Raw genomic sequence first — 23,438 nt, 5'->3', positions numbered from 1 at the left:
AGGGCCTATAGCTCAGTTGGTTAGAGCAGAGGACTCATAATCCTTTGGTCCACGGTTCGAGTCCGTGTGGGCCCACCATACTCAAAGCCGCGCACTGCGCGGCTTTTTGCTGTCTGAGATTGCTATGCCAAGGACGTCATTCGCCATCCGAGCTTTTTTCGTCTGTTGCCTTTTGGTTGCAACCACCAATCACATCCGAGCAGATTTTCAGCATGGATTGTTCTGGGACTATGGATACGGGGCTAACGCCCACTGGGTTAGCCGTATTTTCTGGGGGGCGCTTACGTTTTTTGACCCGCTGGCAGCACTGCTTCTTTTCATCAAACCAAGGGTGGGCATCATCCTTACGGCAGCAATTATTTTGGCTGACGTCACCCATAACACCTATTACGTCGCATTGAATCAGCAATGGCTGGCGCCGTTCTACCTGTCCCAGGTAGCGTTTCTTATCGCGGTCTTTCTACTGTCGCCTATCGCCTGGAACTGCACCGTTCGCCGAACAGTAATAGCTAACACGATTCGATCGTGAAGGTGGCCAAAATAAAGTTGCTCGATTCCCTGTGGCAAATGCTGCGGTTTTAGTAGGCCCCCAGTCCTGGCTTGCGTGACCCGCGTTAGCCCGACTCGTGATATCCCTTTTCAGCCGGTGCAAGTTCGGGGAACTCGACCAGCAGCGCCTTGTTCCCCCTGGCAATTTGTTCCATTACCGCCAGGGTGATATTTTCACGCACCGCCCCGGCCGAGACGTAATACATAGCCCAGGCTTGTTCCGGCGTGCAGTGGCCGATCTGTTCCTCGATTTCCTTGTAGGCTTTGTACTCGTCCGACGCCAAGTCGCATGGGTCATCACCTGGGCACATGATTTTTCTCCTTCCCTGGAACCTCTGTGACAGCCCCTTAGTAAGTCGACGGATGAGAGCAACAAAAACGCCAACCCAGTCAGATCACGTACCACTCTTCACTTTGGTCCAAACCCGGGTGCGGATTCGCTCCAATTTCAATGGCAGTGGTTCAAGAGGAATGAGTGTAGCAATAGTCTTTTTGTCTGGATAAATCCAAGGGTTGTCTCGCAGCTTTTGCTCGACAAACTCAGTGGCATCTTTATTAGCGTTAGGGTACAGAGTGTGGTTTGAGGTCTTGGCAATAACATCTGGCCGTAACATATAATTAATAAACGCCATGCCTTCCTTTGGATGGGGAGCGTCTTTTAACAGAACCAGATTTTCCGACCACACCAGCGCTCCCTCGCGAGGCAGGCTGTAGGCAATCTTGCGTCCCGTGTTGGCCTTCTCGTTTATGGCCTGTGCAGCAAGGGCACCATTCGCCCATCCCACAACGGCACAAATATTGCCATCCGCCAGGTCAGAGTCGATTCTGGATGAGTCGAAATAGAGGATGTATGGACGGATTTTTAACAGCAGGGCTTGAGCCTTCTGGTAATCATCCGGGTTCCTACTGTTGCTAGGGAGCCCAAGGTAATTCAAAGCAATCGACATGATCTCACTTGGAGAGTCAAGCATTGCCACACCACACGACTTGAGTTTACTGATGTTTTCTTCTTTGAAGATCAAATCCCAGCTGTTCACCGGAGCATTATCTCCCAGTGCTGCTTTGACTTTATCAACGTCATAGCCAATGCCGGTGGTTCCCCATAAATAGGGCACAGCGTAGCGATTACCAGGGTCATTGACCGCGACCTGGGACAAGATATCAGGATCGAGATGTGACAAATTACTCAGTTGATCACGATCCAACGGCTGAAGCACTCCCGCCTGGATCAGGCTTGGCAACACATTGGAGGTAGCCACCACCACGTCATACCCCGTGCGCCCAGCCATTATTTTGCTCTGCATGATTTCGGCGCTGTCGAACGCGTCCATATGAAATCTAGTGCCGGTTTCCTGCTCAAACTCCTTCGGGGTCTCCGGTGCGATAAACCCGAACCAGTTATACAGATACACCCCAGGCTCTACAGCCGCCACTGATGTGCTTATTCCTACACAGAGAAGCGAGGCTGAAAAAATGGTTCGCAAAAGTGTTTTGCTCATATAACTATCCTTGTCAAGACGATAGACCCTCATGGCCATCGTAAGCCCTGGTAGCGAATATACCGGGCATTGACGAATAGTAAATACCTACGAATACTTAACTCTGACCTACGAATCCCTAACCCTAAAGGGGTAGAAAATGCCATTCGACCTTCATAGCCTGGCCTGGCACCGATCGATTGGAAAGCTGATCATGCAATTGAACCGCCCAGAATTCTGGAGTTCACTGATTCGTACGTTAAATGAATATGTACAAATCGACAACTGGGTTGTGTTAATTTTTAGCAATCAACACGTGCAAGTTGTCAGTCTTCCTGAAGCAATAGATACAGAGGAGATAGACGCCTTCACGCAGCGCTACGTCAAGGGACTTTATCTGCTGGATCCATTTTATATAGCGAATCGAGAAAACCCCCAAAGCGGTTTCTTTCATATGCGGGACATTGCGCCGGAATACTTTTTTGAAACCGAGTACTACCAGCAATACTTCGCACACTATATTTCTGTCGATGAGGCGCAATACAATGTCCAGCTCGATGCCGACAGAACCTTATGCATTTCCTTTGGCAGCCACGTCCGATTTAATCAAGAACAAATAACAACACTTGATATTATCAAACCTTGGGTGACGGCATTAATGCATCAACGCATGCATTTTGAGATTGACCTGGAAAAAAATCTCACCGAACCACCTCTATGGCCAGAAACGATTATCCGGCTTGGCACACAAATAACAACGCGCGAAAAAGACGTGCTCAAATTGTTACTCAGTGGTTTCTCCAACAAAGAGATAGCCGGAAAGCTATCCCTGTCGACGGAAACAATAAAAGTTCACCGCCGCAATATTTACACCAAATTAAATATCAAATCACAATCCGAATTATTTGCTCGATTTTTTATGCCGAAACAGGATATTTTCTCTACACATTGAAATCCAGAATACCTCGAAGGCAGCGACCCGATTGAACATCGATACACGAATCAAATTCCGTCATCTGGTGTGTTTCCTCGAGGTGGCGCGTCAAGGGAGCCTGGCACGTGCGTCAGACCAACTGGCAATCAGCCAACCGGCGCTTTCCAAAACACTGAAGGAGCTGGAGACCCTGCTGGCTGCCGTGTTGTTTGAGCGGAGTAAAAAGGGTTCGACGTTGACGGACGCTGGGGTGGCCTTTCTGCGATATGCAGGGCCGAGCGTGCAAGCGCTGCGCGAGGGGGTCAATAGTTTGCGCTCAGGGGTCCATGAGCCCATTGCCGTTAGAGTCGGCGTGCTGTCCACTGTCGAAAGTATGTTGGTTCCTGAAGTTGTCTGTCGTTTGCATGCTCGACACCCTGCCCTGGTGGTCAGCGTGGTAACCGGGCCAAGTGCGTACCTGCTATCCCAGCTGCGGGTCGGTGAGCTGGATCTGGTAGTGGGCAGAATGACCGACAGCCCATTGATTCATGGGCTGACGTTCGAGCATCTCTACAGCGAATCCATGACCCTGGTGGTGCGTAGCGGCCATCCGGTGCTCGCTGATCCACAGGGGCATAAAAACCTCGAAGACTATCCATGGGTATTGCCGTTGGCGGGAACGACGATCCGTAAATTCGCCGACGGCCTGTTTGTGCAGCACGGCATCACCCCATCCCGCCAACGCCTGGAAACCCTATCGGTCGCGTTGAGTCGGCGCTACGTACAATGCAGTCAGGCGATCTGGGTCGCGCCTTTCGATGCGGTCAGACAAGACTTGAAACATGGTGAGTTGGTGGAACTGGAGTTGGGGTCGCGTGAACCAGGCGGTTCTGTGGGGCTGTGCACAAATCCTGCGTTGCCGCTGACACCCGCCGCGCAGTGGTGCATGGCGGCACTGCGGGAAGTCGGGCAGGAATATCTTGAGGGCAAATATCCATAACCGTTTGGATATGTATCAAGTCGATTTTTTCAATTTTTGGTTGGGTCGCACAAGAGGAAACTGAGCTACAAGTCGCCGCCAACGCCGCGCTTGCCTCTGACTCACCATAACAATAGGAAGATCGACATGTCTGATGCGCATGACAGCCGCTTCGTCATTCGTGACCGAAACTGGCATCCAAAAGCCCTGACACCTGACTACAAGACTTCGATCCTGCGATCACCGCGCCAGGCGCTGGTGAGTATCCCTCAATCGCTATCGGAAACCAGCGGCCCGGATTTTTCCCATCTGAAGATGGGCCAGCACGATAACGATCTGTTGCTGAATTTCAATCACGGTGGCCTGCCCATCGGCGAACGCATTATCGTCGCGGGGCGGGTCTGCGACCAATTTGGCAAGCCGATCCCCCACACCTTGGTGGAGATGTGGCAAGCCAATGCGGGTGGTCGTTACCGGCATAAAAAAGACACCTATCTGGCGCCTCTTGACCCAAATTTTGGCGGGGTCGGCCGTGCGTTGACTGACCGTGATGGCAACTACAGCTTCCGCACAGTCAAACCCGGCCCCTACCCATGGCGCAACGGCCCCAATGACTGGCGCCCGGCCCACATTCATGTCTCTATCAGTGGCCCGTCTATTTCCACACGGTTGATTACTCAGCTGTATTTCGAAGGTGATCCGCTCATTCCCATGTGCCCGATCGTCAAGTCGATCTCGAATCAGGAAGCGGTGCAGAGTTTGATCGCCAAGCTTGATATGAGCATGGCCAATCCTATGGATTGCCTGGCTTATCGTTTTGACATTGTTCTGCGCGGACAGCGCAAGACCCACTTCGAAAACCGCTGAGGAGGCATGCGCATGTCCGTTCAACTTCTGCCTGAAACCCCTTCGCAAACAGCCGGCCCTTATGTACATATCGGCTTGGCACTGGAGGCGGCTGGCAATCCGCCGCGGGAGCAGGAAATCTGGAACGAAATGGCGAAGCTCGGTGCGCCAGGTGAGCACATAGTACTGATGGGCCACGTTTATGACGGCAACGGCCATTTGATTCGTGACGCGTTTCTGGAGTTCTGGCAGGCCAATCCAGAAGGTGTCTACGACGCCGAATACGATTTGGAAAAACCCTTCAACAGTTTTGGTCGTACCGCCACTACCGACGTCGGTGAATGGACAATCAAAACCGTAAAGCCTGGCGTGGTGAATAACGCCTCGGGTTTTCCTATGGCGCCCCATGTCAACGTTTCCCTGTTTGCTCGAGGGATCAACATTCACTTGCAGACCCGGCTGTACTTCGACGACGAATCCGACGCCAACGCCGTGGACCCCGTCCTGGGTCTGATCGAGCAACCGCCACGCCGCGAATCTCTGATTGCCAAGCGTTGCACGATTGATGGCAAGTTGGTTTATCGGTTCGACATTCATGTGCAAGGTGAATCAGAAACCGTTTTCTTCGACTTCTAGTCACCGCCGGCACAGGGCTGTGACATAAACACTCAATATTTAGGCCCCCCGCCCTCTAAAACCAGACGCTCCAGAGTCTGGTTTTTTTGTCGAAGTCGGTTTTAAAACTGGCCATTTTTTGACCGCTATAACAACTCTGGCAACCGACCGCTCCCCCGCCCTTGTCCCTGGACTCACCTGAAGCAATACTCTGGGGAGTTACGACACTACCCCCGCCTAAGACTGTTCAGGAAGCTACGCCGACATTTTGAAGATGGCGCGGGAAAGGCTCAGAGATGGATGACCGCAATGGTCCCAGGCTTGGTGAAAAACTCCCCAAATTGTGGTTTAGCCTTTGCCTTGCCCAAGTTCTTCTTGAGCAGAAATAGACTAGCGCATATCCGCATAAGGCGAGATCGGCTCCACCGGTAGCGGCAGGTTGCCTTGCCAAGGGTCAAACGTGTAACGCAAATAAAGCAAAGCGCGACTTGGGGCGTAGCCTTCGCTGTGCTGCCAAGTGATACCGGTACCCAGCACCAAATTGTCGGAAAGGCGACGCTCCACTAGGCCCTGGACACGGAAGTTGATGCCGTTGCTGCTACTGCCGCTCGTGGTCAGGGACGGGTTGTCAACCAGGGTCTGATTCGATTGCGCCAGCAGGTTTTGCAGATCGGCTTCGCGATTGTCTTTGGGGTAGAGATCAGAACCGTCGATTTTCGCGAACGACCAACCCACCGAGCTTTCGAGCAGGGCCGACCAGTCAGCGTTGCGCCAGGCATAGTTCACCGGCACGCTGACCGAGTAGTACTGCTGTGGGCTGTAGTAGCCGCCCTGGCCGAGTGTGACTTCGCTTAAGTCCTTGTCGTATCCCATGTACATCAGCGTCAGGCCAGTGCGCAGACGTTCGTCGGCGCGTTCCACCAGGCGATAGTAATAGCCGCCCATGGCGGTGCGTCGCTGGTTGTTCTCAACGTTCTGGCCTATCAACCAATGACTGCTCAGGCTTGCCCACACGCCATCATCGCCGCCTTGGTCATGGCTCAGGCCCAGGGTGAAACCGTTGGCCGTAACGCCGCCCCACTTGGTTCCGGTGACCGGATCGACCGCACCGGCATACGACACCAGTGAGTTGGTCAGGGGCCGCCGTGATGCCGTGAGGCGGTAGCCCAAGCTGTTCCAGTCACCGCTGTAGGTGACACCGCCCACCCAGTTGGACACCGTGAACTCTTGTGGCGTATGGCCAAGGTCAAAGGCCCAGCGATCATCGTGCCAGCCCATGCCCAGCAAGGTACCGCGCACGCTCTGCGAGGAGGTGGCACAGCCACCCTGCACCACCGCGCACAAGCCGAACCGGTCGGTGCTGGAGAAATTTGCGACATCCAGATTGATGTCTTCGGCCTGGACGAATCCCTGTCCTTGCGCCACCGGCGCGTCAATGCGCAGGATGGTGGTCTGGGTGGTCAGGTCCGAGACCCCCGATGAGCTGTTATCGGTGCGCCAGGCGAAGTCATGGTACAGGCTCACCGTCGGGTTCTGCTTTTGGTACAGCTCGTCGACGTCGCTGCGGATGCTGCGCTGCAACCAGTCATCGCTGTCCTTAGCACGGCTCGCCAAGGTCATGGCACGGTTGTCACGCGGTTCGGCCTGTTGCGGTTCGATCATCTTTGCCGCGCTCATGCTGCGCGCATAGTCATCCAGAGCCCGCTGCGGCTCTTCTCGGGACAGCAGACGCGCCGCATCCCGATAGACCAGCGGATCACTTTGCGGGGTTTTGAGCAACTGCGCGAACAGCGCGTTTGCACGCGTCTTGTCGCCCAGCGACGCCCAGGCATTGGCCAAGCGGCGCTGAAACGACGCATCGACCGGTACTGGCGCCGTCACTGCCATAAGACTGGCCTTGGCGGCGTTCGGCTGACCGCGGGCGATCAGCACTTCACTCAGGCCCAGTTGGGCCTCGGCATTTTTCGGCGCGCTGGCCAGCACCTTGCGGTAGCGGCTTTCGGCCTGCACCAGGTCGCCACGCTGCTGTGCCCAGTCGGCCAGGGTCAGATAGTCGTCAGTGGTCGGCGCGCGCATCAGCAGCGCTTCGGCCTGGGCCTCATGGCCGCCGTCGCGTAGTGCCCGGGCCTTCGCGAGTAACTGGCGACGCTGCAGGCGTGCCCACAGCTCGTTCATGTTGTCGCTCCAGGCGGCACGGGGGATCTGTTGCAGACTGCCCATGGCATCGCCGTCACGCTCACCATCGGCCAGAAACAGACCGTGGGCATAACGCGCCTCGGTGTTCTGGCCCTGAGTTTGTAACAGCAAGCGGAAGCTTTGATCAGCCTCGGCATTGCGGCCCAGTTCGCGCTGGGCATTGGCCAAACGGTACACCAGCCAGGGATTGTCCGGGTCCAGCACCCGAGCCTTGCTCAAAGCTACCGACACCTGCGCCCAATCGCTGCGTCGGGTAGCGTCATCTGCCTGCGCGTTGAGGCGATCCAGCGTCAGCCCCCGACGCACACTTTGGAACGCTTGCTGCTCCTTGGGCGTCAGGCTGTCTAGGTAGTGTTCGGCCTTTTCCGGTGATTGCGACTGGTACAGGCGGACCATCGCACGCACCACGCTTGCGTTGTTCGGATCGAGCTTGCGCGCCCGCACCAGCAGGGCTTCTGCGGTGATGTCATCGGATTCGCCCCTGGCAGCGTAGGACAGACCAATCAGCGGCGCAGGATCGTCCGGCTTGGCTTGGTTCGCCTGCCGATACCATTTTTTCGCAACGGGATAATCCTTTCGCTCGAGGGCTTCATCACCCTTTTGCAGCAGCATCCACTGGTAGTTGACCGCCTTGAGATCCTGCCACTTGGTCATCCAGGAGGTGTCCTGCTCGATGGCCGCGGCTCGAACGAACGTATTGTATGCCGCTTCGTTCTTGTTCTGGCGCATCTGCGCAATACCCAGCAAACCGAGCAGGCTGGAGTCTTGCGGATAACGCTTGATCGCCCGAAGCAAACTGGCTTCAGCACTGACGTTGTCGCCGGCATCGAGCAATGCCTTGCCTTTGACTCCGGCCTGCCAGGCGGGATCAGCCAGGTATTGCTCCTGGTCTTGCAACTGTTTAGTCGCGTCAGCGCGCAAGCTGGTGTCAGGATAGACATTCAGAAAAGCCCGCCAACCTTTCGCAGTTTCGGGCCCTACCGGCTGCTTGAGCCAATAGTTGTATTCACGTTCGGCAGCGTTGCTGCTGGCGTTCGGATCGCCAGCCAATTGATGCAGGACGTCCAGCGCCTCGGGATCACGTTTTTCGGCAAACAGCAGGCCGGCCAAGGTCTGGCGCAGTGAGGCATTGCCGGGATACTGCCGGTCCAACTCGCGCAACTGATCTATCACCACCGGCCGCTCAGCCTTGATGCCGCCACGCACGCTCAGGTATTCCAGAGCCGTGGCAAAGTCCGGCATGTCATCACCGAACAATTGCCGATAGGCTTTGGCCGCGTCTTCGGAACGGCCGGCGACGGCCAGCAGACGCGCCTCCTGCAGAGCTTTCTGACCATCGGTGCCGTGCATTTTCAGCAGGCTCTCGGCCTGACGCAGGGCCGCAGTCCCTGGCACCTGCTGGCGCAGTTGGGCGACCAGACGTTCGGCTTCCGGCTGATTCTTTTGCAGCAGTGCCTGGCGGACTTCAACGACTTTCACCAGAGGATTGTCCGGGGCGATCAGCTCCAGACGAGCCAGCGAGTCATGCACCAGGTCTTCGCGGTACAGAGCCTCACCAATGCGGACCTGCTCCAGCAGCCATTGCTGCTGGTCGGGCGGGCTGAGAGGCTGGCCCAGGGCGACCCCATAAACGCTACTCAACAGCAGCCCAAAACCGGTCAATTTGTGCATGCGGCAGTCCAGTTTGGCACGAGGCGTCCGTTTTTATCGAAGCGATAACGTTGTTGATCCCAGCCCTGCCCGAACAGCATCAGCGACTGGTTGTAATAGGCATCCGCCAAGGGCGGTTGTTGTTGCAGGCGTTGGCGTTGGGCCTTGAGGGCACCCACACTGTCCGTGCTTGCGGCCAGCAAGGGCAGCAATGCAGCACTGAAGCCGACCGGGCCGGTGCCATTGTCGAGGCCGGTGATTGTGTCGACTTTTTCCGGAACATGGCCCAGCCGCGCAGTCAGATCCAGCATGGGTTTGAAGTGCTCGATCAACCCGGTGCGCCCCGGCGCATCCTTGTCCAGCATGCCCAGCCAGAGGTAGACACGAATGGCGTCATAGCCACCAACACTGCCCTTCTGACTGTCCGCGGCCCAACCCTGCCCGGCTTTCCACAGTTGCCAGTCGGATGCCAGGCCCTTGGGCGAACTTTCGATCAGCAGACGCTCGGTATTGCTGGCCAGCTCTGCCCAGATCGGTGCTTCCTGGGCAAAGCGTGCCAGCAATTGCGGTGGCAGATAGCTGGCATTCAGGCGCCAACCCTCGGCATTATCGAATCCGACGTCGCCGGGCAACAGCATCAGGCCCAGGCCCGGCAGCTTGCGCAGGCTTTGCGCAGCGCTGCGCCAGAGCAGGTTGCGGCCCAATGCCAGGTAAGTTGGTTGATGCCACAGACGCCCGGCTTCCAGCAGGCTATAGGCGATCCACAAATCGGCGTCGGTGGCGTTGTTGCTATCAAGTACCTGCCAGCGGCCCGCTTTGTCGCGGCCCCACTGCCACGCCGGAAGCTGACGGTTCAGGTCTCCGCCGGCCAGGTTGTCCTGAGTCCAGCGCAGCACCTTGGCGAAGCTGTTGCGGTCATTGCCCAGCAGGGCGAAAAACAAACCGTAGCTCTGCCCTTCAGACGTGGTGATCGACTGCTCCGAGGCGTGGTCAATTACCCGTCCGTCCGAGCTGAGCATCGCTTGGCGATAATTCTGCCAGGCCGGCCAAGCGCATTCAGCAGCACCGGCAAAACCAGGAGCTACGATGATCGCGGTCAAAGCCAGCGCGAAGAAAGCTTTCACCCCGACTACTCCTGACCAGCCAGGCGACGACGGGCGGCCCAACGTAGTGCGCGCCACAGGAGGAACGCCGTCAGCAGCACACTGATGGTGGCCATGACTGCCAGCAGGATCGGGTGCTCGGACAATTGGTACCAAAGCAGCAGCCACCACGGAAGGTGGCCGACGAAGTACTGCTGGCCCACCCAACTGCTGTCTACGCCACTGCTGCGGATCAGCGCCACGGAACCGACAACGGCGTCCATTTTTCCCGTGTCGCCCAAGGTGTCGCGCAGCAGTTGGTAATCGGCGTCATCACTCGCCAGCAAGGCCACAATGCTGCGCTGCTGGTGATACGGCGACTGCAAGCCGACGATGGCGGCGATCGGTGCCAGGGCGCTGACTTCGACGCGGTTGGCACCCAAGTCGCGTTCATCGCTGAACTGGCCGGCGCGGGCCGACTTGCCGCTCTGCTCATTGGACGGTTTGAGTAGCCAGGCACGCGTCTTGTCCAGCACCAGATTGGCATCGGCACCATCGCCCACGCCCGACGCCATGGCGCCGAATACCAGCAGATCGGCATCCGCTTTGGCGTCGTCCCAGTTGTCCGAAAACCGCAGGCCAAACGCTGGCAGGCCCGAGCGCGCAGAGATTCCAGCAATGGTCTCGAACACAGTACTCAGTTGCACAGGGCGACTGTGGGTCGGGACCATCACCAGGGTTTGCGACAGGTCAGCCATGCGGCTGTATGGAAAACCGCCTCGGGCAAAGGCGCGCAGGTCGGGCATGGCGATGTAGTGATAGTAGCCGGACAGGTCAATGGTCGACTCTTCATCGATCACGGCCTGGTTGTTCACCGGCAGCGAAGTCTGGCAACGGTCGCGCTGGGAACTGCTGAAAGTGCTGGCGAAGTTGAAGTCAAAACGCAGGGTATTACGGTCGCCAATCTTCAGCGCTGGCACCAGTAGCTTGTCGCTGAAGTTAGCCGAATCGTTGGACAACACCGCCAGGCGCAACTCCTCCAGACGGCTGTCGGTCTGGCTTTTCAGCGGCAGGCTGGTGATGAACTGGTTGTTCAGGCTGATGGTCAAGCGCGACTCGTCGTTGACCGCCGGTGGCGTATAACGAAACTTGGTTTGCAGCGGGATCCCCTGGTTACGCCAGACGAACAGGTCAGGCGGCAGATTCACGTCCACCGTGATGGGCCGTGGCTGCAGACCGTGGGCCTGAAGCTGCTCGGGGTACTTGATCAACTCGGCGAAGCGTACCGAGCGGTCCGGGCGCATCCAGTTCGGCGCGTCATAAGGCACCCGAGGCTTGAGCTGCTCGACCTTGTTGACGGTCACGTGCGAGCCACGGAACGCGCCTGCGCCCAAGGCCAGGGCGCGGGTAGCCACAGCCAGGTCATCGTCGTTGCGACCCAACACCAGCAACATCTTGCTGTAGGGATCCTGCGGGTTGTCGATCATCTGTACAACGGGCGCATCCACCGCTGGAAACTTGTTTGTGTCAGCCAGGAAGGACGGGCGATGATCGTTGGTGGCGAAGACAATGACCGACTTGGCGCGATGGTGTTCATCGGCGGGCGGCAGTTGGTCGAACAGAACGGGAAACCGTGCACCACGCCAAGCGGCCTGGCTGCCGAAATAGGACGCCAGGATACCGGCTGCACGCTGCTCGCCCAGGGTCGGCGAATCAGCGAAGACCAAATTGATGACCGGCTTGTCCTGGCCTCGGATGTCGAAGAAAGGCATCGGGAAATAGGCCAGGTCGTTCTTGAGCGTTAATGCCTGCTCCTGCAATTGGATCTGACTACTGCGCCCCACGTTCAACCATAGTGTGCTGTTGGCCGGATCTTCGCAGACATCGGTATAGTGGCCGACGAACTCCAGGCGTATGCGGTTGAAGTCCGAAACCAGACGCGGGTCCAGGGCTACCGATTGGTTGACCCTCTTACCCAACTGGTCCTTCTCGATCGGCACAACGCTCATCAACACGTCGTTGAGGTACACACGTAAATGCGAGACCTGTGGCAGCAGCGAAGGCGACGGCGTGTACTCCAGCTGCAGTTTCGCAGCACTGGCAATACGATCGCGGCGCAGGCTGAATTCGATCTGGTCGCTATTGTGGATGCCCAGCAACAGACTGTCGGCGGGACGGCCCAGTTGTTCGAAGCTGTACGCGGTGCTCCAGCTCGGTACGTTGCTGACCGCGGCCGGTGCGACAGGTACAGGTACAGGTAGGGTGTCGGCCAAGGCGCAACCGGCGGCCAAGAGCGCCAGACTGGCAACAAGGGATTTGCTGAAGTAGCGGCTCATGGTGCGCTCACTGATGGGGAGTTGGAAATTGGGGCAGCAGTTGGCGTGCGCGGCAGGAAACTAACCAACCAGCGCAACATTCGCAAAGGCGGGCCGGCGATGCGGCGGATCCAGGCAGGCAGGTATTCATAGAGGCGGTAGTAACCGGTGCCGCCAAGTTTGAGAATGTCCACGAAGCTGTGCAGCGGGCGATCCGGAGTGAAATTTTCGCCCCAGTTGAGCCAGGCGTCGGCGCGGGCAAACGTGCACTGCACAAAGTCGATTTTCTGCTGTGCATTGAGGGCGGTGAAGCTGATGCCAATGAAGGTCTTGTGGCTGCGGCTGATATAGCCCGGGAACAGGAATTCACGAGTGCCGCGCTGCATCATCAGCGAGATGCTCCCGCCCACCGCCAGCGACAGCGAGGTGTCGAGCTCGATGCCTGCGCCACCGTCGGAATAGTCCTGCAACATGCCTGGATAACAGTGACCACTCTCAAGGCGCACCGCAGCGGGCAACTTGACGTATACACGGTGCGTCTGGCGAACCTGGCGCACTTCCGCGGCGACCGCCACGGCGCCCCCAATGATCAGCAGGTTGTAGGCCACCCAGATAATGCTCACCACAACGGTGACGATCTCGTCGCGGGGGCCGCAGGTCAGACGCCAGACGGCAAAACCCAGGCCGGCAATGTTCAGCAACGCCAGTAGCAAGTACGGCTGGGCGATTTTCCAGTCAAACTGGTTCTGCTCCATCAAGCCGCCCTTGGCGGTGACGTTGAACTTGCCCTTCTTGGGGTTAAACAGTGCAACGGTGGTGGGGCGCGCGATGTACCAGGCGAGTACGGTCTCGTACACCTCACCCCAGAACGTCCGACGATAGGCGCCCTGCATTCGCGAGTTGGTGAGGCTTGCGTGGATCATGTGCGGCAGCACGTACAGCAGGATCATCATCGCCGGAGCGTAGATGATGTAGGCATGCAGGAACAAAAACGCCAACGGCGCCATCAGAAACACCAGGCGCGGCAGGCCGGCCAAAAAGTGCATCATCGCGTTGGCGTAGCAGATGCGCTGGAAAAAGGTCAGGCCTTTTCCGAGCAAGGGGTTGTCGGTGCGGAATATCTGCGCCATGCCACGGGCCCAGCGAATACGCTGGCCGATGTGCGCTGACAGGCTTTCGGTTGCCAGGCCGGCCGCTTGCGGCACCTTAATATAGGCCGAGTTCCAGCCGTTGCGGTGCAGGCGCAGTGCCGTGTGGGCGTCTTCGGTAACCGTCTCGACGGCAAAGCCGCCGATCGAGTCCAGCGCGCTGCGCCGCAGCACCGCGCATGAGCCGCAGAAAAACGCCGCGTTCCACATATCGTTGCCGTCCTGAATCAACCCGTAGAACAGCTCGCCTTCATTGGGGTGCTCGCGGAACACATTGAGGTTGCGCTCGAAGGGGTCCGGTGACAGGAAATGGTGCGGGGTCTGCACCAGCGCCAGTTTCGGATCACGCAAAAAGCCCCCGGTGGTCACTTGCAGGAATGAGCGCACAGGTATGTGGTCACAGTCGAAAATGGCGACCAGTTCGCCGCTCAGTTGTTTCAGCGCCTGGTTGAGGTTACCGGCCTTGGCGTGACGATTGTCGCTGCGAGTGATGTAGCCCACCCCTACTTCGGCGGCGAACTCGCGGAAACTCTCGCGTCTGCCGTCGTCGAGAATGCAGATGTTCAGTTTGTCGGCCGGCCAATCGATGCCCATGGCCGCGTACACGGTACTCCGCACGATTGACAGGTCTTCGTTGTAGGTCGGGATCAACAGGTCGACGCTGGGCCACAGGCGCGTGTCGCGCGGCAGCGGCGTCGGTTTGCGGCCCAAGGGCCAGCAAGTCTGGATGTAGCCCAGGATCAGCACCACCCAGGAATAAGTTTCGGCCACCAGCAGGATCATCCCGCACACCAGGTCCAGGGGCTGGTTCCAGTTCAGGGTCGAGGTGTAGCGCCACCACAGGTAACGGCACGAGACGATGATCGACAACACCACCATCAACAACGTCGGAAAGCGTCCCGGAACCCGCCGCACCAGCATGGCCAGGCCCCACAGCAGCAAGACGAATACCAACTGGGCGACGTAGCCGAAGGGCTCGGTGATGCACAACAACGTAAAAATGAAGGCGACGACACCGATGGCGGCGTTGACCATTCGTTGGTTGTGACGGTCCAGGCCTTTCCACCAACGGCTGCTCTGGCGAATCTGCTGGCTGGCCTCCGCGCGCCGGGGCAACTCTTCCAACACCTTGCCAATCCGCGTCCACAGCCGCAGGTACGCCGCCCCGACGGTCTTGAGCCAGGCCGGGGTCGACAGCGTCCACGCCCGCGGCCTGGTCGGGCGAACCAGCAGCAGCCAGAGGCTTTGCACCGCATAGCGCAACGGGTCGCCCAGGCTCGGTGCCTTGTTGGCCAGTTGCGGATACCAGCGCTTTGGCTGATCGAGCACAGCGCGCCAGTTCGGTGATTCCAGACGCAATAGTAGCCACGCCAGGGCGCTCATTGTCGCCAGCAGCAGCGCAACGGGCAGCGCGCAGTCATAGCGCCGACGCAGGTGAGCATAAGGGAAAACGCGAGCGATCATACCGTCCCCAAGCGTCGAGTCAGGCACCAGGTGGCCAGGCTCAGCACATCCTGGGCAGCCAGACTGGCTTCGGCATAAGCACCCACCGGTTTCTTGAACGCCTGGGCTTCGCGCATGGCTTCATCCTGATGCACGTTGAGGGGCAGCAGGCGGGCACCATATTGTTTGCGCCAGATCAGCAGCAGGTCGCGCTGCAATTGGCTGACCGGGTCGAAGCGGTTGATCAGCAGATGCTCGCTGGGGGCTTCTTCCTGCTGCAACAGCACATGGCAGGCGGCATCCGCCTCGACAATCTGCAGGCGCAACGCGCAGGGGCCGACACGAGCATGACCGGGCAGTCGCAAGGGCACATCGAACAGGATCCAGTCAAAGTGTTCGGCAAGGCTGGCCTGCCGGCGGCGCCATAGATTCGGCTCGTTCAGCAGGTGCTGCTCGATTTGATCCTGCTCTTGCAGTTTCAGGCGACCGTAAGGCAACACGCTCAATCGCGGCTCCACGGTCCAGGCCTGGCTATTCCAACCCTCCCCGTCGATCATGGCGCGCGCCCAGCCGCCAGGTTCGCTGACGCTGACGTTGAAGTGCAGGCGAAGCAAATTCTCCGGGCACATGTCGACCAGCAGCACGCGCTCGCCAAGACTATGCAATGCATGCCCAGTGGCCGCCAGCAACGAGCTGGTGCCGACGCCGCCGCGCAGACCACGCAGACTAAGGGAGGTCACGGCAGCGTCTCCAGCTCGGACTGACGCGTCATCGGCTGCACCGCTGGTTGCAGGCGCTCCATCTCCGCCAGCAGTGGCCAGCGATGCACGGCCCTTTGCAATTCGATCTGTGCAGACGTGTCCACGTAGTCCAGTTCGGGCAGCTCAAGCTCCAGCTTCAGGCGGGCGATGTCATCGGCGCGATCCGCACGCGACTGCACCCTGGCCTTCACTTGAAGCGCTGTGGGTAGGGCAGCCATCCGGCTTTCTCCTTGATTCGTATGTAAGGTTTTCCGCCGTAGTCAACGACCACCGTGCCAGCGTTTTCAGAGACTGCCGCCGTCTGCGGCAGGTTGCTCAGCAGGGCCGACCAGCTGGGACCCTGGCCATCCGCCTCGGGTTGGGCGCTGTACAGGCGACTGATGAGTTCCGACAGGGCCAGGAAACTGCTCGGTTCGGTAACGTGCAGGGGTGCGGCATTGAGGTTATGCCCCATGCCCACCAGCTTGATACCGACCGGCACGTGGGTGATGGACTGACTCGGGATCTCGCGCATGCCGGGTATCTGCATGCGGTCGCCATGCAGCGCCGCGCCATGCTCCGGCACGATCACCACCACCACCCGACGGCCACTGAGCTCCAGTTGTTTTATGAAGCCACTGAGGTCATCAATCAGCCCCTGGGCAAGCGGTTTGTAATCGCGGCTCTTGGTGCCACCATCAGCGGTCAGCACACGGTTGCCGTCATGCAGCGTGGTGGTGTTGTAGAACAGCGCCACGCGATCGTTCTTTTCTTCTTCGCGGTGCTTCCACCAGGTGTCCAGTACCTGAGCATCGCGAAGGATCGGCGAACCGTCGAAGCCCACCAGTGCACGCGGCAATTTGCTGGTGCTGACAGCGGGGCCCGGCAATGAACCTTGGGCGCGGACTTCGTCAAGGAAGCCTTCGAACTGCCCGGTGTGGTTGAGCATCATTTCGCTGGAAAAGCCCAGCTTGCTCAGATCGTCCATCAACAGGCATTGCTCCGGGGCTGTGCCGTAGAGCTTGCTGTGCGGAACCTGCCCACAACTGGCGCGCAACAGGCGGATGGCCGCGGGACCGCTGTAGGAAGTGGCCGAGTTGAAGCTGTCGAAAATCACGTCCATCTGCTGAAACAGCGTGTTATCGCGAAGGCCCACGGCGTCCAGATCATCCCAGGCCATGGAACAGATATTGATCAGCAACAGGTCGAAAGGCTGCGCAGCAGAAGTCGCAGGCTTGAACTCCACCTGACGCCCCGCCTCGGTGCTATAGAATTTTTGCAGGTAGGCTTCCAGTGTCGCGTTGTCCGGGACGGCCGTGCTCACCGCAGCCACGGAGGTGCTACTGACCGGCGCCGCGACCGGATCGCTGTCGGAGTGCAGGGACAGCACATTGGCGCCAGCCAGCCAGGCTAAACCCAGCACGCTCAGGGTGGTCAAGCGCAGCCAGTGCCGGACGAAGGCATAGACCACCACCAGCACAACCAGCAGCGCACACAGGTTCCAGTCGATGAAGCGACTCGCCAGCTCGACCGCGTATGCGCTGGAGAAATCCAGCACACCAGGCTGGGCCAGCAGGCGGCTGAAGGGAGGAAACCAGGTGTCCTGATAAAACAGCGCAACGCCCACCGGGATCGCAATGACTGTGCGCAGTATGCGCAGATAACGATGCGGCAACGGCAGCAGCAACGCCGCAGCGAACACCAGGTTAGGCAATACCTGCGGGTTCAGGTAACCCGCCCACAGCAGTACGAACTTGAGGATGAAATACAGATTCCAGGGACCCAGTCCCGGCCAGACACGCACTGACGCCGGATTAATGACTTCATACCGGCTCATGGGGCTCGCTCTGGACAGGGGCACGACGACGCACACCACGGGATTTCAGGTAACGCGGGGGCAAGAGACCCTGCACGACGGATAGAAAATGGCGACCAAACCTGATCAATATCACGATCAGTGCCAGGGTCAGCAGGCTGCTGAGGCCAATCACCTGGATCAGCTCGGAATAATTCATGCACAGGGATCCGTAATGGGAAGTGTGGTGCGTTGAGGCGAATAGGCGCCACGCCCAGCGGCTTCGGCGGAGCTACCGGCCGTTCGCTCTTCTGCCAGAGCGAACGTGGGAGGCAGCAAGGCTGCCGTGAGGAAATCCTCGCGCGGCAACGCTTCAACGCCGGGGAGAATCTCGAAGTCGCTGAACAGATCGCGCCAGGCCAGCCGGCAGATATTCCCCAATGCGGGTTCCAGCCCGTCCGCGCGACAGGCAAACAGGAACAGATAAAAGGCACCGTTGACTACGCAGGCAACGTCACCGAAACGACGCAAGCCGATTTGATTCAGGTACTGCTCGATTTCCAGGCCACCGCGCGGTATCAGTCTGAGCAGTTGATGGCTGATTTCGCCAGAAGCGCCATTATAGACGCGCTCCACCATGCTGATGAATTCCTGGGGCGTTAACAGACCGCGCTCGGCGGGCGGCCGCAGACGTTCGAACAGCGACTGGAAATTGGTGGTGCGGCTCCGGCGCCAGGTCTGGCCTTGGGCACTGTCGATGATGCTGAAGAAGTGCGCCAGCGTCGTCCCATAGGGCACGGTGATGTTGGCACCGCAGGACACCAGTAAACGCTCGTCCCGATAACGCAGGCAGGGCTCTATCTCGCGTACGATGATCTTCAGCGCGATGCCGCAGCGCTCGCGCAGGGCGTGAATTTGACGAGCCAACTCTTCGACCTGCAGGTTGCTGTCGATGGCCACGATGATGCTGGCCGCACGAGCGTGGCTGGCTTGCCGGAGCAAATCCTCGCGGTTCTCGAACAGCCTCCACTGATCCGACAACGGCGGGGAGCCTTCAAGCACCGAACGCTGGGTCAGGTAGATTCGCTGGTCATCGGTATGGGTCAGTTGCACATTGGCCTGCTCATTGACCGATAGCGCAAAACCGTCCGCCTGCAACTCGAGCTCGAACTCTTGCCCGCTGCACACGCCCCGTTCGCTGTGCCAGTAGTGCAATTGATAGCGAATACCACCATCACGGCGATAGAGCTGAGCGAGCCCGGAGATCGTATCGTTGAGCTGCAACAAACGCTCATGCAGTTGAGGCCTCTGCCCATGGCTGATCACCAACAGGGTGCATTGGCGCCCGCCCAGCCATTGCCTCAGGGACAGGCAGCAATGCCGCAACTCTGGCGCGACGTCGCTCTGCCATGCGCTGTCCGGCAGCATCAGCACAATGGTCGTGCCGGCAACCGGAGCAGCACGGGTCAGCTCGCCGACCAGCGATTTGAGGGTCAGGCCGATGTCGGCTTTTCTGATGTCGAACAGCTTCAGCTGACCAGGACCGGTATCTGCCGCCAGCTTCTGGGTTAGATCCTGACTTGAATGCTCGCAGCACACCAATATTGCTCGTGCATTGGCCGGCATCGCTGCCAGGCACTGGACCGCCAGCGCGGCAGAATCGCTCACCCGATCCACTGCCACCCAATAAAGCCCGCCGTCACGCAACAAAATTTGCTCATCAAGCAGATGGCGGATACCTAAGGTGACCAGACTCAATCGTAGTTCCCTTCTCTTTGAACCGGATGCGGCACGATCAGCACCTCCTCGCCGGTAAAGCTTTGCAGGAGTGTCTTTTTTCTGACGAGCAATAAGTGCTCCGAGCCAAGCTCAGTGTCAGGAATAATTAGTAAAAATAGGATGTTGCATTACTAGGCGACCCCCTGTGGTGCTCAGGGTGTCAGCTTTCAACGCGATATAGAGCTGCAGGAAGCAGATGAGACATCGTATTTTGCGCCGATTACCATTCCCGGACTCTCCTACAACTCGAAAATGGCGCTCAATTGTTATGATGTCGGACTGCCATTGTCAATAAGTCGTAAGCAATAAGCGGAGTTGTTTATGTGGACGGTACGCCCGCAATAGATAGGATTGCGCTGTTCTGAATATAGAGGCGTTAGTCTTACTTATTTGAACGAAGGCAAAAGCTGCGCAGGACTGTCAAACGGTAGGCCGGAAGCAGCCAACTTTGGCGTAGCGGTCTTGATGGCTTCTATACATCGGAAAGAGCTTGCCTGGGTTTAAACATCTTGAGAGAGAGGTGACACATGGTGCATGGCGACCTGAATTTCCTTTGTGGAAAGACCCCCTCTTTAGCCGCCGACCGTAGGCGTGTCGATGGCCATGGGGAGAGGTTCCCAACTCCTTGACCGGCTCCAGTCCAATACGTCGAACGGCATTTGAATGGTTTTTGCTGAAGCTTCCCACGCCTGCGGGCTCTCCGTCTCGGTGATTACAGAAATTTTTAAGACTTCAATAAACAAGAATTCCCAAATAGCATCAAAAAATAAATTGTCTAAAATCAATCAAATAAATACACACACATCAGTTTTTTGATGAAATAGGGGTAACTACTTGGAGCTTCCTCAACGAGATTCTAATCATCGCTACCCCTAGCCTGTCTCGACTGTTTTTTGATCTGGCCTGGCAACTCAGCATTCTGCTGGTGCCGGCTTTTTTCGTCACACTGATGCCACCCGCGTTGGCTTTGTTGACGGTGATGCTCTTTGGCCTGCTCATGGGGCTTGCGGCGCGTTTGGGTTGGTTATCGACAGGACGGGCCTGTGCTCGACTGATGATCGGCACGGTGTTTGGCCTAGGTTTCAGCGTGGGAAGGGCCCTGCCTGAGTGGTGGGGCATCATCGCTGCAATCGTCAGCATCGTGGGCGGGCTTGCGTGCGTCAGTGCATGGGAGCGACGTATGGGTTTGGTGTCAGTTTGCGTCAAAGGGCCGAGTGCCTGGGGTGGAAGCGAGCCACAACTGACCCCTGAAGGCGAGCCGATCCGGGTATTCAACCACAGTGAAATTGCGATGGGTGGCCCCACCTATTGCGACTATCTGTTCCCTGATGGCGTGCTTCTGCAAGGCCTTGGCTCCTCGGCATTGTTCTCCAGCGACGGGCGTTATTTTGCTGCGCCAGTACCGTCCCGACAGAACTGGGGGCTGGTCGTCCTCGACCGTCAGCAGCGCCAGGTGTACCGCTGTGCCGATAGCGAGTTCTGGGAGCTGGACACTTTGGACCTCAATGTGCTGAGCGGCCGCCATAGCCCCCTGGTGGACGACAGTGTTCGCGAAACCCGACTCGATGAGCTGTTACAAACTGCCAGCGTTTCCAATCTGGTGCCCGTCGCCGATCTTTGGCTGGAGCCCGACTGGCATCCTGCAAGTGTTCTGCCGACCTTTGAGCGCCGCTCGGCTGATGGCCAGCAATGCCTGCTGGGCAACCTCTTATTGCCCTCGACCTTTCGTGATCTGGCCCAGCCACTGGAACCTCTGCTTTCGCCACTCTATACCGTCAGCGTCAATGGACAACCGTCCGGCCTACTGATGAACGCAGATGCGCCGTTGGTATGGAGCACCGATCAACGCGCCCTGGTGTGTCTGGCCCAGGCGCAAGCCAGTCACGCAACTGACGACCAGTACTGGTTATGGCACATCGACAAGGGTTGGCGCGCACTGCCCGCGCCTTGGGTGAAGAGCGCCAGTGAACCCTCTTTCTATTGGCATAAGTTATTGAGCCTCGACCCACAGCATGTGCGTATCGGGTCGTACCTCGACTATCCGCGACCGGACTCCGGCCGTTATGGCTACCGCCTGGACAGTATCCATAGCGACACCGAAACCCAGACCGGCCATGACGCCCAAGGTCGCGCGCAGATCGCTGAATTTAAATTGACCCGTATGGCAATTGTGATGCCGTTGGACAGCCGGGGCCTGCGAGGTGACTCACACATCGAGACGCAGCCAATGCAGGGCGGGGTGTGTGCCCAACTGGTCTGGCTGGTCGACAACGGCGAAGGGCTTGGGGGTTATCGTTGTCAGATCGGCGACTGGCACTTGCCAGGAAGCTGGTTGCTGGATCATCGAGTCTCTGATTGCGGGCGTTATCTGGTGCTGCTGCCCTTTGAAGATTCAACGACGGTGGCTACCCATGCGGTGGTTGCAGACTTGAAGGGGCGACGCCTGCTCAAAGGCCCCTCTATGTGGGTGGAACGAATACTCGATTTTCGTGACGGCCGGCTGAGTCTGGCGGTGATTGCTGGTCGCCTTGATCGAGACTTGGACAGCAGCGCGCTGCAACGCTTCAACGTGGCTGCGCCGTCGATGGGTAGCGACCCTTCATGTTGTCGTCCCGACGAGCAATACCGGCTGTTCTACAACACAGTGAACCTGCAGCCGACAGACGCCGAGTTACGCAGCGTCGCCAATTGGCGCCTGGTGGATCGCCCGCCCGTTGCCAACGCCGATGGCGACTTCATCCTGCCCGCGCCGGACCATCAGGATGCCGCCTGGTTGTTCGGCAGCGAAACCGAATATGGCGACAGTTGGGTGCGCGCGAGTACGCCCCGACTGGGAGGCTGCCTGCTGACGGCATCAGGCTGCGCCTTGACCGACCTGGCCCCCTCGATGATCTGGTCGGCGGATGGCCGTTATCTGGCCCTGACCTGTCTGGCAACAGGTGTGACAGCGCTTTGTGGCAGCTATCGAGGCTGGCAATTGCTGCTACTGGATGTTCAGGAGCACACGTTGCGGGTGCATTCGCAATGGCTGGGTAACCGGCCCCTGTTTGAAGGCTTCGACGACGAACAGGTGCATGTACGCTGTTTTGAGCGCGATTGGGAGGCCGAGGACGATGAGGACCCAGGTTCAATCCAGTCGTTCTCACTGGACCTTTTGCTGCAATTGCCCACCGAACAGCTGGTTTGCCAAGACGGTCTCTGGCTCAAGTCTTCGCAGGTGCACCTTGCCCCCCATTGGCGAGCGCAGACTCCACCTGCCATTGGCTATTTCGAGCGCTGGATGAAGTGAGCCCATACGCATCGGTGCGTGAGAGCCTGTAACATGCCCGCCACCGATGTCCGCGCCGGAGCCCACCTTGTCTGATACCCGTCCTCCCGTCCTCGACGAAATCGACCGCCAACTGATCGCGGCGCTGCAAATCAATGCCCGTGAAAGCGTCGCCATGCTTGCCCGGCAGTTGGGCATCGCCCGGACGACCGTGACCTCACGGCTGACGCGACTGGAAAAAGCCAAGGTCATTACCGGATATGGCGTGCGTTTGGGGCAGCGGGTGATTGATGGCGGCTTGCAGGCTTACGTCGGCATCAAGGTTCAGCCGCGCTCCGGCAAGGATGTGCTGCGGCGCTTGAGCGCCATGGCCCAGGTCCAGCAGTTGTGTGCGGTCAGTGGCGAATTCGATTACGTCGCCTGGCTGCGCACGGACTCGCCGGAGCAGCTGGATCAGTTGCTGGACCAGATCGGTAGCGTGGAGGGTGTGGAGAAAACCACCACCTCGATCATTCTCAGTAGCAAGATTGATCGGGGACAACCGGTCTAGAGCCTGCGACTCAGCCTGTGGGAGCGAGCCTGCTTCCAAAGAGGACATGTTTCGTCATTACGACTCATTGATGCTTCAAAATGACTGATAAC

At 58.3% G+C, this 23,438-nt stretch carries 18 protein-coding genes and 1 tRNA gene; 8 read left to right on the top strand and 11 right to left on the bottom strand.

From position 1 onward, the window contains the following. Position 1 precedes the first annotated feature (1 nt). Positions 2–78: transfer RNA gene (locus ACA047_RS02715), tRNA-Ile, on the top strand. Next, the gene (locus ACA047_RS02710) at positions 65–529 is read left to right on the top strand and encodes a hypothetical protein (protein ID WP_497356499.1); all 465 of its coding nucleotides are present in this window, start codon (positions 65–67) and stop codon (positions 527–529) included. Before ACA047_RS02715 ends, ACA047_RS02710 begins: the two co-directional genes overlap by 14 nt. Before the next feature lie 85 nt (positions 530–614). Here ACA047_RS02710 and ACA047_RS02705 read toward each other — a convergent pair whose 3' ends face one another. Beyond that, positions 615–860 (bottom strand): hypothetical protein, encoded by a 246-nt coding sequence (locus ACA047_RS02705; protein ID WP_497356497.1) that lies wholly within the window; start codon positions 858–860, stop codon positions 615–617. 84 nt (positions 861–944) lie between these two features. Then, positions 945–2,048 (bottom strand): polyamine ABC transporter substrate-binding protein, encoded by a 1,104-nt coding sequence (locus tag ACA047_RS02700; protein ID WP_497356495.1) that lies wholly within the window; start codon positions 2,046–2,048, stop codon positions 945–947. Between the two features lie 139 nt (positions 2,049–2,187). On the opposite strand from ACA047_RS02700, the gene ACA047_RS02695 reads away from it, so the two are divergent. From ACA047_RS02695 to pcaG, 4 genes are all read left to right on the top strand, one after another. Beyond that, complete coding sequence (locus tag ACA047_RS02695; RefSeq protein WP_497356493.1) at positions 2,188–2,979, top strand: helix-turn-helix transcriptional regulator; 792 nt, start codon at positions 2,188–2,190, stop codon at positions 2,977–2,979. Positions 2,980–3,010: 31 nt separating this feature from the next. Beyond that, complete coding sequence (gene pcaQ / locus ACA047_RS02690; RefSeq protein WP_497356491.1) at positions 3,011–3,940, top strand: pca operon transcription factor PcaQ; 930 nt, start codon at positions 3,011–3,013, stop codon at positions 3,938–3,940. A gap of 126 nt (positions 3,941–4,066) precedes the next feature. Next, a complete protein-coding gene (gene pcaH, locus ACA047_RS02685) occupies positions 4,067–4,786 on the top strand; it encodes a protocatechuate 3,4-dioxygenase subunit beta (RefSeq protein WP_497356489.1) in 720 nt (239 codons plus the stop codon). Between the two features lie 12 nt (positions 4,787–4,798). After that, a complete protein-coding gene (pcaG, locus tag ACA047_RS02680; protein WP_497356487.1) occupies positions 4,799–5,401 on the top strand; it encodes a protocatechuate 3,4-dioxygenase subunit alpha in 603 nt (200 codons plus the stop codon). A 369-nt stretch (positions 5,402–5,770) separates the two neighbouring features. Here the strand turns inward: pcaG and bcsC are convergent, their stop codons facing one another. From bcsC to bcsE, 9 genes are read right to left on the bottom strand one after another with little or no spacing between them, the layout of a single operon-like run. Further along, complete coding sequence (gene bcsC, locus ACA047_RS02675; RefSeq protein WP_497356485.1) at positions 5,771–9,247, bottom strand: cellulose synthase complex outer membrane protein BcsC; 3,477 nt, start codon at positions 9,245–9,247, stop codon at positions 5,771–5,773. Beyond that, on the bottom strand, positions 9,235–10,350 hold the full coding sequence (bcsZ, locus tag ACA047_RS02670; protein WP_497356483.1) for a cellulose synthase complex periplasmic endoglucanase BcsZ: 1,116 nt from the start codon (positions 10,348–10,350) through the stop codon (positions 9,235–9,237). Before bcsZ ends, bcsC begins: the two co-directional genes overlap by 13 nt. A 5-nt stretch (positions 10,351–10,355) precedes the next feature. Then, positions 10,356–12,644, bottom strand: a complete 2,289-nt coding sequence (gene bcsB / locus ACA047_RS02665; RefSeq protein WP_497356481.1) for a cellulose biosynthesis cyclic di-GMP-binding regulatory protein BcsB — start codon at positions 12,642–12,644, stop codon at positions 10,356–10,358. After that, a complete protein-coding gene (gene bcsA, locus ACA047_RS02660) occupies positions 12,641–15,235 on the bottom strand; it encodes a UDP-forming cellulose synthase catalytic subunit (protein WP_497356479.1) in 2,595 nt (864 codons plus the stop codon). The genes bcsB and bcsA overlap by 4 nt, the downstream gene beginning before the upstream one ends. Further along, positions 15,232–15,954 carry a cellulose biosynthesis protein BcsQ gene (gene bcsQ / locus ACA047_RS02655; RefSeq protein WP_497356477.1) on the bottom strand — a complete coding sequence of 241 codons (723 nt, stop codon included), beginning with the start codon at positions 15,952–15,954 and terminating at the stop codon, positions 15,232–15,234. The genes bcsA and bcsQ overlap by 4 nt, the downstream gene beginning before the upstream one ends. Continuing rightward, positions 15,951–16,193 carry a cellulose biosynthesis protein BcsR gene (gene bcsR / locus ACA047_RS02650; RefSeq protein WP_497356475.1) on the bottom strand — a complete coding sequence of 81 codons (243 nt, stop codon included), beginning with the start codon at positions 16,191–16,193 and terminating at the stop codon, positions 15,951–15,953. Before bcsR ends, bcsQ begins: the two co-directional genes overlap by 4 nt. Next, entirely contained in the window at positions 16,163–17,791 is a 1,629-nt protein-coding gene (bcsG, locus tag ACA047_RS02645; protein WP_497356473.1) for a cellulose biosynthesis protein BcsG, read from the bottom strand. Before bcsG ends, bcsR begins: the two co-directional genes overlap by 31 nt. Further along, entirely contained in the window at positions 17,778–17,969 is a 192-nt protein-coding gene (bcsF, locus tag ACA047_RS02640) for a cellulose biosynthesis protein BcsF (RefSeq protein ID WP_497356471.1), read from the bottom strand. The genes bcsG and bcsF overlap by 14 nt, the downstream gene beginning before the upstream one ends. Next, positions 17,966–19,507 (bottom strand): cellulose biosynthesis protein BcsE, encoded by a 1,542-nt coding sequence (gene bcsE / locus ACA047_RS02635; RefSeq protein ID WP_497356469.1) that lies wholly within the window; start codon positions 19,505–19,507, stop codon positions 17,966–17,968. Before bcsE ends, bcsF begins: the two co-directional genes overlap by 4 nt. A gap of 1,201 nt (positions 19,508–20,708) precedes the next feature. Between bcsE and ACA047_RS02630 the strand changes: the two genes are divergently transcribed. Both ACA047_RS02630 and ACA047_RS02625 read left to right on the top strand, forming a co-directional pair. Further along, entirely contained in the window at positions 20,709–22,817 is a 2,109-nt protein-coding gene (locus ACA047_RS02630; protein ID WP_497356467.1) for a hypothetical protein, read from the top strand. 67 nt (positions 22,818–22,884) lie between these two features. Then, positions 22,885–23,346 carry an Lrp/AsnC family transcriptional regulator gene (locus ACA047_RS02625; RefSeq protein WP_497356465.1) on the top strand — a complete coding sequence of 154 codons (462 nt, stop codon included), beginning with the start codon at positions 22,885–22,887 and terminating at the stop codon, positions 23,344–23,346. The last annotated feature ends 92 nt before the right edge of the window (positions 23,347–23,438 follow it).

The sequence above is a fragment of the Pseudomonas sp. LBUM1664 genome, assembly GCF_059695895.1.
Note: the sequence above shows the minus strand (reverse complement) of the source record. Positions and strands in the feature narration are given on the sequence as shown.